This is a genomic window from Vaginella massiliensis, from assembly GCF_900089075.1.
Lineage (GTDB): Bacteria > Bacteroidota > Bacteroidia > Flavobacteriales > Weeksellaceae > Weeksella > Weeksella massiliensis_A.
The window spans coordinates 14751-29917 of sequence record NZ_LT593747.1; the positions used below are offsets into that span (position 1 = coordinate 14751).

General features: G+C 38.3%; 13 protein-coding genes. 9 read left to right on the forward strand and 4 right to left on the reverse strand.

Annotation, left to right across the window (positions count from 1 at the left end; genetic code table 11):
* Positions 1 to 25: 25 nt before the first annotated feature.
* Positions 26 to 1555 (forward strand): IS1182 family transposase, encoded by a 1530-nt coding sequence (locus BN8061_RS07420; protein WP_068598035.1) that lies wholly within the window; start codon positions 26 to 28, stop codon positions 1553 to 1555.
* A gap of 131 nt (positions 1556 to 1686) precedes the next feature.
* Here BN8061_RS07420 and BN8061_RS07425 read toward each other — a convergent pair whose 3' ends face one another.
* Positions 1687 to 2475: a S1/P1 nuclease gene (locus BN8061_RS07425; protein ID WP_068598037.1), complete on the reverse strand. Its 789-nt coding sequence runs from the start codon at positions 2473 to 2475 to the stop codon at positions 1687 to 1689.
* A gap of 148 nt (positions 2476 to 2623) precedes the next feature.
* Between BN8061_RS07425 and BN8061_RS07430 the strand changes: the two genes are divergently transcribed.
* From BN8061_RS07430 to BN8061_RS07450, 5 genes are all read left to right on the forward strand, one after another.
* Positions 2624 to 2965, forward strand: a complete 342-nt coding sequence (locus BN8061_RS07430; RefSeq protein WP_068598039.1) for a PadR family transcriptional regulator — start codon at positions 2624 to 2626, stop codon at positions 2963 to 2965.
* Positions 2958 to 4685, forward strand: coding sequence for a PspC domain-containing protein (locus BN8061_RS07435; protein WP_068598041.1), 1728 nt, complete (start codon positions 2958 to 2960; stop codon positions 4683 to 4685). The genes BN8061_RS07430 and BN8061_RS07435 overlap by 8 nt, the downstream gene beginning before the upstream one ends.
* A 108-nt stretch (positions 4686 to 4793) precedes the next feature.
* The gene (locus tag BN8061_RS07440; protein ID WP_068598042.1) at positions 4794 to 5354 is read left to right on the forward strand and encodes a 1-acyl-sn-glycerol-3-phosphate acyltransferase; all 561 of its coding nucleotides are present in this window, start codon (positions 4794 to 4796) and stop codon (positions 5352 to 5354) included.
* Position 5355: 1 nt separating this feature from the next.
* Positions 5356 to 5775 (forward strand): PaaI family thioesterase, encoded by a 420-nt coding sequence (locus BN8061_RS07445; RefSeq protein ID WP_068598044.1) that lies wholly within the window; start codon positions 5356 to 5358, stop codon positions 5773 to 5775.
* Entirely contained in the window at positions 5768 to 6784 is a 1017-nt protein-coding gene (locus BN8061_RS07450; RefSeq protein ID WP_068598047.1) for an isochorismate synthase, read from the forward strand. The genes BN8061_RS07445 and BN8061_RS07450 overlap by 8 nt, the downstream gene beginning before the upstream one ends.
* A 100-nt stretch (positions 6785 to 6884) precedes the next feature.
* Here BN8061_RS07450 and BN8061_RS07455 read toward each other — a convergent pair whose 3' ends face one another.
* The 3 genes from BN8061_RS07455 to dnaN are packed head-to-tail and all read right to left on the reverse strand — an operon-like array spanning position 6885 to position 10893.
* The gene (locus tag BN8061_RS07455; protein WP_068598049.1) at positions 6885 to 7316 is read right to left on the reverse strand and encodes an META domain-containing protein; all 432 of its coding nucleotides are present in this window, start codon (positions 7314 to 7316) and stop codon (positions 6885 to 6887) included.
* Positions 7317 to 7329: 13 nt separating this feature from the next.
* Positions 7330 to 9753 (reverse strand): phenylalanine--tRNA ligase subunit beta, encoded by a 2424-nt coding sequence (gene pheT, locus BN8061_RS07460; protein ID WP_068598051.1) that lies wholly within the window; start codon positions 9751 to 9753, stop codon positions 7330 to 7332.
* 21 nt (positions 9754 to 9774) lie between these two features.
* Positions 9775 to 10893: a DNA polymerase III subunit beta gene (dnaN, locus tag BN8061_RS07465; RefSeq protein ID WP_068598053.1), complete on the reverse strand. Its 1119-nt coding sequence runs from the start codon at positions 10891 to 10893 to the stop codon at positions 9775 to 9777.
* Positions 10894 to 11137: 244 nt separating this feature from the next.
* Here dnaN and BN8061_RS07470 point away from each other — a divergent pair, with 244 nt between their 5' ends.
* From BN8061_RS07470 to BN8061_RS07480, 3 genes are all read left to right on the forward strand, one after another.
* Entirely contained in the window at positions 11138 to 11419 is a 282-nt protein-coding gene (locus BN8061_RS07470) for a GNAT family N-acetyltransferase (protein WP_068599462.1), read from the forward strand.
* Between the two features lie 74 nt (positions 11420 to 11493).
* Entirely contained in the window at positions 11494 to 14346 is a 2853-nt protein-coding gene (locus tag BN8061_RS07475) for an AsmA family protein (protein ID WP_068598055.1), read from the forward strand.
* A 7-nt stretch (positions 14347 to 14353) separates the two neighbouring features.
* Positions 14354 to 15106: an SDR family NAD(P)-dependent oxidoreductase gene (locus BN8061_RS07480; protein ID WP_068598057.1), complete on the forward strand. Its 753-nt coding sequence runs from the start codon at positions 14354 to 14356 to the stop codon at positions 15104 to 15106.
* Positions 15107 to 15167: the final 61 nt, after the last annotated feature.

Consider the following 15167-nt stretch of genomic DNA (forward strand, 5'->3'; position numbering starts at 1 on the left):
ATTTAACTACTTAATTTTCAGCGAAATGAACTATAGAATTAAAGAATATAACCAATCCCAAAACTGGTTATTTCCACCTTCGATAGAAGAATTAATTCCGACTAATCATCCAGTAAGAATCGTAAACAACGTAGTTGAGAAGATAGACTTAAAACCTCTTTTAGAAACTTACAGTCGGGAAGGTCATCCTAGTTATCATCCTAAAATGATGCTCAAAGTGATGGTTTACGCTTATATGGACAATATTTATTCCAGTAGAAAGATCGAAAAAGCCCTCAATGAGAACATAAACTTTATGTGGCTTTCTGGTAGAGAAAGCATCGACCATAATACGATAGCCCGATTTCGAAGCAATAAGTTAAAAGCCGTATTCAAAGACATCTTCAAACAAGTGGTATTGCTTTTGGCAGAAGAAAAATTAGTGAGTCTCAAACGAGTTTATACAGACGGCACCAAAATAGAATCGGTAGCTGGAAGATACACCTTTGTCTGGGGAAATTCCATCAAGACCAATCGGGAGAAAATGATCAAACAATTAGAGGATATGTGGCAATACGCGCAGTGCGTTGCTGATGAAGAAGACCAAGATCCCGAGCCACCGGAGTTCAAAAAACTTGATCCTGAAAAAGTCCAACAAGCTGCAGATAAAATCAACCGAATCCTAAAAGAAAAGTCTGACGATCCAAAGAAAAAAGCCAAATCCCGTTACATCCAAAAGAATTTTGCGCCAAACTTAAAGAAATACCAAGAACAAGAAAAGTTACTACAAGAACGCAACTCCTACAGCAAAACCGATCCCGATGCGACCTTTATGCGCATGAAGGACGACCACATGCAGAACGGACAATTAAAACCCGGCTACAATGCACAAATCAGCACCGAAAACCAAATCATCGTCAACTATACCTTACATCAAGACACCAACGACATTCATACTTTAAAACCTCATTTAGAAAACCATAAAAAACTCTACAATGAGCTTCCCGAAGAACTCACCGCAGATGCAGGATACGGAAGTGAAGAAAATTACGAACTTTTGGAGGACAAAGCAATCAAAGCCTTTGTAAAGTTCAACACCTTTGACCAAGAACAAGGTAAATCAAAGAAAAGAAAAAATCCCAAACCCTTTGAACGAGACTCACTCTATTATAATGAAGCGCAAGATTTTTATGTATGCCCGATGGGACAACGTATGGAAAAGCGCGGTGAGCGAAAAGTCCAAACAAAGTCAGGATATAAGCAAACCTATAGTTGTTATACCGCTAAAAACTGCAATGGATGTCCGCTCAGAAGCCAGTGCTTCAAGGGGAAAAACAACAGGACAGTAGAAAGGAACCATAAATTAGAATACCACAAACAAAAAGCAAGAGAACTTCTCACATCCGATATCGGAGAAATAAGAAGAAAACAAAGAACTGCTGATGTCGAACCTACATTTGCCCAACTCAAACACAACCGAAACTTCAAAAGATTTACCCTAAAAGGAATTGAAAAAGTGGAATTAGAGTTCGGATTGCATGCTTTAGCTCATAATCTGAAAAAGATGAGTGCGTAAACAAGAATAATCACTCATTTTTTTCTAAATTATTAAATTGAGTTGGTTTTTGACCTCAATTTTTTAATCATAAAAAAACCGTCCCGATTTTATAAACGAGACGGCTTCTTTTATTTTTTGCACGTTTTGCGTTATTTATAGATGTAGTTCAAGACCTTCGACAAGCGCAATCCGCCTTTCAACAATTGATTTTCTACCGTATATTTATTATCGAAATGGTAGCGATAACCCAATTTGTCGTCCATTTTTACATTCGCATACACCGAATTGGCAACCTGGTAAGAATCGTATAGCCAATCTTCAATCCAGCCTTGTTGCAAACTTTCGTTGTATTTTTTCGGATGAAAATTGAGCAACATACTGTATTCGGTAAACGAATACTTTTCGAAATCTACCAAATCGGTATCCCAAACCGAATGGATGTTGGTTGGTTTTTTGAACCATTCTACCTTTATACGATTTCCGCCCATATCCTCGGATCTGCCCACATGCAAAGGTTGGTGCGCATCTCCCAAAATGTGAATCAAATAGTAGAGGTACTCTTGTTTTTTTGCTTTGCTCAACGATTGATTGTTTTTCAACTCGTCGATCAAAAACAAAGAACGTTTGTAGAGATTATCTTCCGAAGAATCTTTCAGTGCTTGGTCAAATGCAGCTCGCGAAAGATTGCCCTCGATATTCACATAATGGTAGGGATCTGCATGTTTGAAATTTGGATCAGATTTTACAAAATCTGGCCAATTGGCCCAATACGCCATGCGTTGATTGTCGATCAACGATTTGATGTTTTTTCTTGCTTTTCGGTTGAGGTGATTTTCTGCAATTTCCGCTATTACGCGATGCCCGGTGAGTCCCCACGCTTTGGCTTCGGTACTCCAAACAAGGCTCAATAGCGAACTCATGATGATGATCCTTTTCATAAAAAATAATTATTACGACAAATATAAAACTTCGAAATCGATTGTATTTAAAGTTAATATCAAAAATAAATGTGAAAATTTAGTACTTTGTCTTGCATAATACTATATTTAATTTATATTTGTATCAGAAATCAAAACAATACCGAGAATGAGTGTAGAAAAAATACAAGTTCAAATGCGAAAAGGAGTGCTTGAATATTGTATTCTCAGCATTATAAAAAGAGGAGATGCCTATGCGTCTGACATCATAGATGAACTGAAAAAGGCTGAGATGATTGTAGTAGAAGGCACGCTCTATCCTCTTTTGACAAGGCTGAAAAATGATAACTTTTTGCAATACCGTTGGGAAGAATCAACCTTGGGTCCACCCAGAAAATATTACGCACTCACGGCCGAAGGTGAACAATTTTTGTCGCAATTGGCTTCGACTTGGGATCGATTACAAGAAGCAGTAAACAAAGTAACCAGAGAAAACTATAAAAATGGATAAGACAGTTTCGATCAGTTTAGGTGGTTTTTCATTCGTGATAGACGAATTGGCGTACCACAATTTGAGTCAGTATTTACAAGACATCAAGACCTCTTTGCGAGGAACAGAAGGCATCAACGACATTCTAGAAGATGTCGAAATACGCATTGCCGAATTGCTCAAAGAGCGAACGCGCTTCAAAGAAGTTGTAGGTGTCGAGGATATAGAACACATCATATCGGTAATGGGGCGTCCCGATCAATACAAAGTAGACGACGAGTACGAATCAGCACAATCGAATGCCTATACTGCTACAACAGCGCAAACAAGCGAGGCGCTGTCAAATAAACGTTTTTTACGAGATCCCGATGACAAAGTGGTTACAGGACTTTGTGCAGGTATGGCTCATTATTTAGGCTTAGATCCTTGGATTGTGCGGTCTATTTGGCTTACGTTGTTGTTATTTGGAATTTTTACCGCGTTTTCTGCGCTTTTGGTGCTTGCCATCTACTTTATTTTGGCTGTACTTGTTCCAAAAGCAACAACGACATCAGACAAGTTGGCGATGTTTGGGAAACCTGCAAATTTAGAAGGTTTAAAAAAAAACGCTTTAAAGGCTAGCGAAGAAGTGAGCAACTCGGGAAAGAAACTCTCAAATTCGTTGGGCGGATTCGTAAGTTTGGTCATCAATATTCTCATCATGAGTATCGCCGTGGTGATTATGATCCTAGGTCTTAGCCTGATCTTGGGTGCCTTTGCAGTTTATTTTATGTCGTGGTTCAATGTGCCGGTTCGTCTATTCGAATATTTTTTCGAAGAAGGTTGGATGTCGAGCCTTACGATTATGTTATCTTCATTATTACTATTGATTCCAGGAGTGTTGATAACCTTATTGGGCGTGAAAATAATGAAACCAACATTTCGTGTCAACAAATTATTTTTGACCTCTTCTGTAATCGTTTGGTTTCTTTCCTTGATTGGTATTGTGATTATGACTGTCAATACAATGACCAATTACAAAGACGCTATCGAATTGAGAAAAGATGTAGCATTTACTATTCCTCAGGATACGATAGAGATTAGTTTCGATGGTAACAATCGAGGAAATTACCGTTACAAATTCTTTAGCAACTCTGTGCCACCATTTTATATCAGTGATAATCAATTGTACATTCCGGTTGATCGAACGATAGAAATAAGAGAAAGTGTAGATGATCAATTCAAAATAGAATTTTTGTACAAAGCCAGCGGAAAAAATTCTAACGAAGCCAAAAAAAATATCGATCTTATCAATCTCGATTATGAAATAAAAGGGAATAAATTGATTTTTAATGATTTTGCAACTGCGGGTAAAAACAGTCCATACCGCAACCAATCGGTATGGATTAGCCTTTATGTTCCAAAAAATAAAGTATTGAAGATGAATTCAGATGTTCAAGAGGTCAGAATTATCTCACAATCAAATAAAACAGATTTTTATTTCGATCTCGAAGAAAATTTCTTTGGGTATAATGGCAAAAAATTCGTATGTTTGAATTGTGAAAATTCATCTGACGACGAAAACGCCGAAGATGAGATCACCATAGATGACGACGGTGAAACTGTAAACATCAATTCGAGTGGGATACAGATAAAATCTAAAACGGGCGATCAAGTAAAAATAGACCAAAATCAAATACACATTAGCAATGATACAGATACTCTTAACATTAACTACCGAAATCATCACCGCAATCGTTGATTTCTTTGCATAGCAACAAACATCCATTTTTTATATAGTAACGGCACGCCTTTGGCGTGCCGTTTTTTTATCTAAAAACAATGACGAAACTTTGTTATCTTTGTTTTGATGAAAAAACTTATCGGACAATTCTTGTATGCTATAGGCGGTTGGAAGCTTATAAATACAGTAGATATTAATCAATTAGACAGATGTGTTTTGGTCTGTGCACCACACACGAGCAATTGGGATTTTTATTACACCATTACAGCATTTTGGCAAATGGGTGTACCCATGAAAATGTTTATAAAAGATGCTTGGACCAAGCCTTGGTACGGCTATTTTATCAAACAAATGGGCGGAATAGGAATCGATCGTTCACAACGAAAAAATATGGTAGAATTCGCCGCTGACTTATTGAAAAAATCAGATCGAATGTATCTTATCAATACACCAGAAGGGACACGATCTTATGCCGAAAAATGGAAAAACGGTTTTCTGTATATCGCCCAACAAGCCAACGTGCCAATTGTGTTAGCCTTTTGCGATTACCAAAAAAAAGAAGCAGGATTGGCGAAAATTGTAGAGACAAATCACCGCACACGAGAAGAAATTTTCCAAGAAATCGAAGATTTTTATCGCGATATAAAAGGGAAATACCCAGAAAAATACAATCCAAAAATTTTCTAATATGGCTGCTAATCTAAAAGAGCTATTCCAGCAAATGAGTGAGAACACCTTGATTTCTCATTTACAGATAGAATATGTAGAAGTTACCCCAGAATATGTAATTGCCAAAATGCCTGTTCAAGCCATTGTACGCCAGCCGTTTGGTTTGTTGCATGGTGGAGCTTCGGTTGTACTTGCCGAAACTATCGGTAGTATGTTGTCGAGTTTGGTGATCGATCAGTCGCAGTTTATGGCGGTTGGTCAGCATATAGATGCCCATCATTTGCGCGCAAAACGCGATGGCGAAGTGATAGCAAAAGCAACATTCATCAAAAAAGGAAAAACCTCACATTTGCTAAAAATTGAAATCAAGGATGAAGAAGACCGATTGATTTGTTATAGTCATTTGACCTGTGCCATTATACCCAAAAATTATGTCTGAAATTTTAGAAAACGAACTCAATAAAGCCTTAAAACAGCATCAAAAATTTGTACTTTTCAGCAAACCAAACGAAGATTTTTTCGAGTTCTGGGCAGATCATTCCACCTCATCGACCAATACTTTCGTCCTTCATAGTTTCGATGATACGATAACGCAATGCATCAAAACAGATGAAATCGTCTGTATAAAATCCTCCGACTTAGAAGATTTTCGGTACGATTTAAGGTTTGAAGATTCTTCGGAGCACGATTCTATTTCGTACGAAGATTATCTCGAACTCATCAACAAAACAACCAAAGTTTTACAAAATTCAGACCTCAAAAAGGTTGTCATTTCGAGAACGAAGCAGGTGAATCATACTGGTCTCAACATTTGGAAATTACTCTTCAAACTCAAACAAAATTATCCCAACGCTTTTGTTTATTTCTATTACGATAGGGCAGAAGCATGGTTTGGAGCTACACCAGAATTGTTGTTGCACAAGCAAGGCGATCGATTGCAAACCGTTTCGCTTGCCGGAACCAAATCAAAAGACGCCACGTGGACCAATAAGGAATATGCCGAGCAACAAACGGTAACCGATTTTATTGTACAACAATTATCTGGTTTCGGAGAGATTACAGAAGATGGTCCGAACACGGTAGATGCAGGCTTGTTTCATCATCTGAAAAGCTATATTTCTTGTAAGCTGGAGCAAGAAATAGACCTCGATAAAATCTTATCGTTGCTACATCCTACACCAGCTGTTGGCGGATTTCCTAAAGAGTTGGCAAAACAATATATTTTGCAAAACGAAGCTTACGATCGCCAATTTTATGCAGGATATCTCGGGTACAAGCGAGGCGAAGAAGAACATTATTTTGTGAATCTGCGCTGTGCAAAAATGTATCATGATCGAATAAAACTCTTTGTTGGTGGCGGAATCATGCCCGATAGCGTACCAGAAAACGAGTGGGAAGAAACTGAAATGAAAAGCAATACACTTTGCAAAGTCATCTACTCTACCTGATTTTTGGACGATGAATTCCCGATATGTTGCAATCGTGAAGCTTGCGGATGAAGAACTCACAAAAAAGCGAAGAAAATAATTTCTTCGCTTTTTTGCTATTTTACTGCTGTTTCAGTTTCAACAACAACAAATTATCTTGATACAAACTAAGTGTTTTACCGCTCAATTCGTATCGGTTGGCTTGTTGCAACATTTCGAAGAATGATTTTTCGATATTGATCGATGGACAATAAATTTTCGTAGAGCCAATGCCATCGAATTTGATGCTGTTTTCGGTCAGGATGACATCACTTTGGTACGAATTGCATCCGCCAAAGCCATAGGCGGTAAGTCCTGCCTCATTTCGAAAATTCAACACCACCTCTTTTTCGTCCAAACCTTTTACATTACCACTCTCATCTTGTAGAATCCACTGTGATGTTTCGAGTGTCTGTTTCACTTTGGTAAAATCATTCACGATTTTTTTTGTACTATCGCATGCTGTAATCAATAATCCTAAAACAAAACATGAAATAAAGCCTAAATTTTTCATAGCTGTAATTTTTTTATCTTAATGTTGCACCAAAATCTTTTTCGTACATTTTGATGAGGTTTTTCATAAACGCATCAATTTCTTGATCGTTCAATGTTTTATTTTCATCTTGTAATATAAAACTCAACGCATACGATTTTTTACCAGCGGGCAATTTATCCCCTTCGTACACATCGAAAAGATTCACTGCTTTCAACAAATCATTTTTCGTACCAAAAGCTTTTTTGTACAAATCTTCATACTTCACATTTTCGTCGAGCTGGAGTGCCAAATCTCGGCGCGAACTTGGGAATTTTGATATTTCTTTGTATTTCAATTGCTGTTTAGACGCTAGATCCAACACCGTGTCCCAGTTGAGTTGTGCGTAATAAACCTCTTGATTGATGTCTAATTTTTTGACAAGTTTTTTATCGACAACGCCCATATAGCCCAAAGCAACATCGCCGGCAAAAAGCTCGATGCCATCGCTCAGATTTTGGTCTTGTGTAGGCACCTCTTTGTTGATGCGAAGATGTAAACGGGAAAAAATCTGATTGACAATTCCTTTCAGGTCGAAGAACGAAGTTTTTCGGTTGTGCTGTGTCCAGCTTTCGGTTGTGGTATTGCCAGAAAGTATGATGCCGAGCTGTCTGGTCTCGGTATAGGCTGAAGCGGTTTTGGTGTAAACTTTACCAAACTCGAACAATTTGATATCGTGATGTCGGCGGTTGAGGTTGAAAACCACATTTTCTAAAAGTCCGGTAATAAGGCTTCTTCGCATTACCGCCAAATCTGCACTCAAGGGATTCAACATTTCTACAAATTCGCCTTCTGGGAACTCGAAAATCTTTTCGTATTCGCGTTTGATCATCGAATTGTTCATGGCTTCGTGAAAACCAAAAGCGTTCAATTGGCGCGCGACGAAATCTTCAACTTTTTCTTTGTTGATTCCTTCGGTTTTGATGATCGAAAACGAAACTTTGTTCGGAATTTCGATATTGTCGTACCCATAAATGCGAAGAATTTCTTCGATCAAATCGATTTCTCTTTGCACGTCTACACGATAAGACGGTACGATAAGGTCTAATTTTTCTTCGGTCTCGTGCTCGATTTCGATGTCTAAAACCTTCAAAATATCTTTGATGGTTTCGTGAGCAATTTCTACACCTAAGATTTGTTTCACTTTTGTCAATCGCAAACTCACCTTGAAGTCTTGGATAGGGTTGGGGTATAAATCGGTGATATCCGAAGCGATTTCTGCATCGGCATATTTTACCAAAAGTTCGACCGCCTTTTGAAGTCCCTCGACAGTAATGGTAGGATCTATCCCGCGTTCGAATCTAAAGGAAGCATCGGTATTCAAGCCGTGGGCTTTGGCTCCTTTGCGAATTGTCACCGGATCGAAATAGGTACTTTCCAAGAAGATTTCGGTTGTTTGTTCTGTAATACCAGCGTCTGCACCGCCAAAAACTCCTGCCATACACATTGGCTTTTCGGCGTCACAGATCATCAGTTCGTGACCTTTGAGTTTTCTCTCTACGCCGTCCAACGTTTTGAAAGATGTTCCTTCGGGCAATGTTTTTACGATTACTTTTTTGCCTGCGATTTTTGCAGCGTCAAATGCATGTAAGGGTTGCCCAAGATCGTGTAAAATATAATTGGTGATATCGACTACATTGTTGATGGGCGAGAGTCCTATGGTTCGCAAGTCGTTTTGTAGCCATTCTGGTGAAGGTTTTACCTTTATATTTTTTAAATAAACTCCGGCGTATCGCGGAGCTAATTTTGAATCTACCACTTCAATTTCGAAAGGATTTTTGCCTTTCGATTCGGTTGGGTAATGGGTTGTACGTGGTTTTAAATGTGCTTGTTTCCCTCGAATTTTCAGCGCAGCAAATAAATCACGAGCAACGCCATAGTGCGACATGGCATCGGCACGATTTGGGGTAAGTCCGATTTCGAGCAGATGATCTTCGTGCGATGTGGTGTAATCGCTCATGGGGGTGCCAGGGGTATACTCTTCTGGTAAAACTAAAATTCCGCTATGATCCTCACCAATTCCCAATTCTACCTCAGAGCAAATCATTCCATTCGATTCTTCTCCTCGTATTTTTGCTTTTTTTATCTTGAAGCTTTCCCCGTCAGGCGTAGGCAAAACTGCTCCAACTCTGGCAACAGCTACTTTTTGTCCGGCTGCTACATTGGGCGCGCCGCATACAATTTGTAAAGGTTCGCCGTTACCGAAGTCGATTTGGGTTATTTTTAATTTATCGGCATTCGGATGTTTTTCGGTCGAAAGAACATGGCCTACTATTACGTTTTGTAAATATTCTTTAGCTCCTCCAACTTTTTCTACCCCTTCTATTTCCAACCCGATATTGGTAAGAACGGCAGCAATTTCATCAATACTCAAATCGGTATCGATGTAGTTTTTGAGCCAATGGTATGAAATTTTCATTTTTTAAATATCAATCTTGCATTAGGCATTCAACATCACCGGCATTACCAACATCAAAATTTCTTCTCCTTCTTCTAATCCGTCTACTGGTTTTATGATTCCAGCACGGTTTGGTTCAGACATTTCTAAGGTAATGTCATCAGATTGTAAGTTGTTCAACATCTCGATCAAGAATTTTGAGTTGAACCCGATTTGTAGGTCAACGCCGTTGTAATCGCAAGGTAAGCGTTCTTCTGCTTTGTTCGAGAAGTCCATGTCTTCTGCCGAGATGGTTAAAGAATTTCCGACCAATTTCAGGCGAACTTGGTTTGTTGTTTTATTCGAGAAAATTGCAACACGTTTCAGTGAAGTTAAAAATAAATTACGGTTGATGGTCAGAACATTTGGGTTTTCTTTTGGGATAACCGCATCGTAATTAGGATATTTACCGTCGATCAATCGACAGGTCAAGATGATATTTTGGAAAGTGAAACGGGTATTGGTCTGATTGTATTCGATGATTACCTCGTCGTTGTTTCCTCCCAAAATATTCTTTAATAGATTCAATGGTTTCTTGGGCATGATATAATCTGCGCTTTCAACAGACTCCAAACCAACTCGAGAATATTTTACCAAACGATGCGCATCGGTGGCAACAAAGTTGAAAATATCGGGTTGTGCCTGGAAATATACACCCGTCATGATTGGTCTCAACTCATCGTTACCTGTTGCAAAAATGGTTTTTACAATGGCTTCCGACAACACAGCCGCAGGTAATTTGGTCGTGTGAGCATCGTCGATATCTGGGGTTTGTGGATATTCACTTGCATCTTCAAATGCCAACTGATAATTTCCTTGTTCCGAAACAATCTCCAACGTATTTCCTTCTTTTTGTATGAAGGTGAGTGGTTGAGCAGGAAACGTTTTCAAGGTGTCGATCAAGATTCTAGATGGAACGGCAATTTTACCTTCGTCTTCCGATTCTACTTCTACCGTAGTCGAAATAGTGGTTTCCAAATCGGACCCTGTAATCGTTAAATGATTTCCATTGAGTTCAAATAAAAAATTATCCAAAATAGGCAAAGTGTTGTTGTTATTGATAACACCGCCAATGGTATTGACATTCTTCAAAAGCGTATTACTCGATACAATAAATTTCATAGCGTGAATTTTCCTTAAAATATCTAACAAAAGTAATAATTAGCAACTAATATTTAGTCATTTAGCAAAAAAATGTGAATAAGTTTTCGAGGAATGTTCATTACTTTTGAAAGAAATGTGGCTGTATTTTTTTAATTCCTTAATATTGAGCGTATAAGCATTCTGCGTTCTGGGTTTTATTTTTTTGGATTATTTTTTGAAACAACTTAACTTGATCGAAACTCAGATAAAAAAAAACAAAACAATGGAAACATCAATAAAATTAGAATTAGAAGAAAATCAGGGAGCGTTTTATTTATTTCTTGATGAGCAAAAAATTGGCGAATTGACTTTTTCTTTGAAGGATAATTATATGATTATCAGTCATACTGGCGTCGATGTCGAGCACAGGGGGCAAGGTTTGGCCGAAAAATTGGTAAACGAAGCAATTACATACGCAAGAGAAAATCAGCTCAAAATTCGTCCGTATTGCTCTTACGTCAGCGCCTACATGATGCGAAAACCAGAGCTGAAAGATTTGTTGTAATGTGATATTGGCGAATGAAACGAAGTGCCTAACTTTGCATGCGGGTTGAACAATTTTTTTAGAGGAATTTTTTTATGACCAAACCATCTATTCCAGCATTCTTTAGAAAATCTTGGGTAAAAAAAACGGCGATTACGCTTGGAGTTTTGGCAGTTTTGCTGTTTGCGCTCAGTCTTGTGATCACCTCGATGATCAACAATAGATTGCCAAAGATTATCGAAGAAAAAAATGATACAGCTTATAATCTGACCTACAAAGCGTTGAGTTTTTCGCTTTTCAACTCGTCGCTTGCACTGAAAGGTGTCGAAGTCTCGCCTAAAGATTCGCTAAATATTGCAGATTCTATCGATGTTACTGGCAAGATAAAAGAAATCGATGTGGTGGGAATAAATTTTTTGAGACTGCTTGCCAATAAAGAAGTTGCAGCCTATGCAATCAACATCAAGCAACCCGAAGTCCATTATTATTTACCAAAAGAGAAAAAAGAAAAAAACGACACCACTCATCCCAAAGTAGGGCAGAGCATCGACGTGTCGAACGTAAATGTTTACGACGGTATTTTCAAAATGTATTCGTCCGATGGGAAACAACATCTGGCCGAAGTGGAGGATATTGATATCGATTTCGATGGCGTGCGGTTCAACCAGCGAACGGTCGACAAGAAAATACCTTTCCGATTCAAAGATTTCAAAATCAAACTGGGGCATTTGTTTCTCATTGTTAATGTCAATCAGATGATAAAATCTGAAAAAGTAAAGTGGAACAATACCGATTTCGAACTCAATAATTTCACCATGAAACCGCTGAAAATGAATGGTGAAAAATATCTGCCCAATACCTCAGAAAATGATTTGTTGGATATCGAATCGCCTCGTTTGACGCTGACCAACATGGATTGGGGGTTTACCACGGCAGATAAACTATTTTTCAAAACCGATCTCATCAAATTCAAAAATCCAAACATCACCATCATTAGCGGCAACGATGCAAAAAAACATGATAGCAATCTCGATGTGAAATCGAATGTGAAAGCCTCCGCCGCTGGAACTGAACTGATCAACATCAAGCAACTGCAAATAGAAAAAGGAAGAATCAGAAAACTTTATTCAGACGCCAATACGATTCGGTTTGCTATCAACAATGCCGACTTGAATATTGAAGAAATAAAACTGAATCAACTCACCCGTACAGAAGAAATCCCGATCGACTATAAAACCTTTCGGGTGAAACTCGATTCGATGTATTATCGGGTAGGGGATATGCAATCTATACGCGCCTCGAAATTGGATTTGACCGAGAAACAATTGGTTTTGAAAGATTTCAAAATGAAACCTTTGATTTCGAGATCACAATTCAATCAAAACCTTACCGATCTGAATATTTTATTGGATATAGAAGCTCCGATTCTTACCCTAGACAACAACCGTTGGGGATTCGAGAACGATCAATTTTTCTTCAAAACAAGTGCGATCAAATTAGACGAGGTAAATGTGAAAATTTTAGACAAAAAAAATAAAAATCAAATTGCACAAAAGGCAGAGTCGGTGACCAAGCAATTTCTGATCAATTTCGATTTGCAAGTCGATACCATTTCGGTCAAACACTCTCGTTTTACGGCGTCCAACAAATACGATTTCGACAATGTAAACCTTACCGTTTTGGGGCTGAATAATCGCTACGGAAAGCAAATGGCGGTGAACCATATCATATTTCGCAATCCGCAATTCACGATTTTTGGTCAACCCAAACGCGTAGCACAACGAGAAAATAAGGGAACTCAGCAGTTCAACGATATCATTGTGGTCAAAAAACTTTCTTTGATCAATGGGCATTTGGATTTGGTGCCTTATCAGCAAAAAAATCCCAACCTCAAATTGAACGACATTCAGCTCACCTTCGATCAGATTCAGATCGATCCTAAAACCATCCAAGAATCGGTACCTTTCAGTTATAAAAATGTATTGCTCAAAGCCTCTTCAATGGATTATGATATGAATAAAATATACCAGATGAAGACGTCAGATTTGCAGTTTTATAACGGAAATTTGGTATTGAATCAATTAAAATTAAACCCAAAATTATCCCGAAAATCCTTTACGAATCAATTGAAAGCAGAAAAAGATTTGTATACCGTTTCGGTAAAAAAAATCACGGGTAAAGGCATGCAGTGGGGAATCTCGAAGGCTAAAGATTTTTATATCAACAGCGACCATCTGGTACTCGACGGTATGCACGCCAATATCTTTCGAAGTAAGATTCCGCCAGACGATTTAACGAAGAAAACCATGTTTTCGCAAAAGCTAAGAGAGGTAGAATTTGGATTCGGAATAAAAAATCTAAGCATCAACAATTCGATGTTAGAATATGAAGAAGAAACCGTAAAAAGCAAAGGGACAGGAAAATTGACTTTTTCGAACATCAATGCTACCGCAAAAAATATCAATTCTGGATACAAAAAAAGCAAACTTCCCGATGTGGTGCTCAATTGGAGGTCAGAATTTATGAAAGGAGATTTTAGAGCAGTTTGGACCTTCAATCCTATGAATAGAACGGAGCAGTTCAATATCAAAGGTACGATTTCCAATTTACCGGCTCAGAATTTAGACCCTTTCATGGTGCCCTACCTCAAAGCCTCGGCAAATGGATATTTCAACCAAATCAATTTCGATTTTTCTGGTAACGATAAAATAGCAGGCGGAACTTTCAGGATTAATTATAAGGATCTAAAAGTTAGTCTGTTACGAGACGATGGATCTAGACGCGGTTTTCTCTCAACGGTCGGCAATTTGGCGATTAAAAGCAATTCGAAAGGAAATATAAAACAAGAAAAGGTTGAAAATATAGAACGTAAACAAGATAAATCATTTTTCAACTTCTTCTTGGCTTGTATCTTAGACGGATTGAAACAAGCTTTATTAATCATATAATTTTCTAATGCAAAGAACAGTTTTCATTACAGGCGCAACCTCTGGAATTGGGATGGCAACAGCCCGCAAATTGGCTCCGAATTTTCGACTCATTTTATGTGGGAGAAGGCAAGAACGCCTCGATGATTTGATGAAAGAATTGGGCGAAATAACCGATGTTGTAACCTTAAATTTTGATGTTCGAGAAAAATCTGCCGTCTTTTCGGCGGTAGAACAACTCTCAGACGAATGGAAAAAAATAGATGTATTGGTGAACAATGCAGGAAATGCACACGGATTAGCAACTTTTGATGAGGCCGATATAGAAGACCTCGAAGCTATGATCGACATCAATGTAAAAGGTTTGATCTACGTTTCGAAGGCTGTTATTCCTTATCTGAAATTATCAGAAAATCCGCATATTTTCAATATTTCATCCATTGCAGGTAAAGAAGTTTATCCGTTAGGAGCCACTTATTGCGCATCCAAAGCCGCAGTAGAATCTTTGAGCAAAGGCATGCGGTATGATTTGTTGCCTTATGGTATAAAAGTGACCAATATAGCGCCCGGAGCAGTAGAAACAGAATTTTCTGAAGTTCGGTTCAAGGGTGATAGCGAGCGAGCAAAACAGGTGTATGCTGGTTTCGAAGCTTTGGTTGCAGACGATATTGCAGCGGCGATAGATTACGCGTTGCAACAACCTGGCCATGTACAAATTGCAGACCTCACCATATTTCCTAAAGCACAAGCGGGCGGAACGGTAATTTACAAAACCTTATAAAAAAAGTCTTAATATCATGATCAATCAGCTTCCAGTACGTTTTTTAGCACTAAAGCTGGAC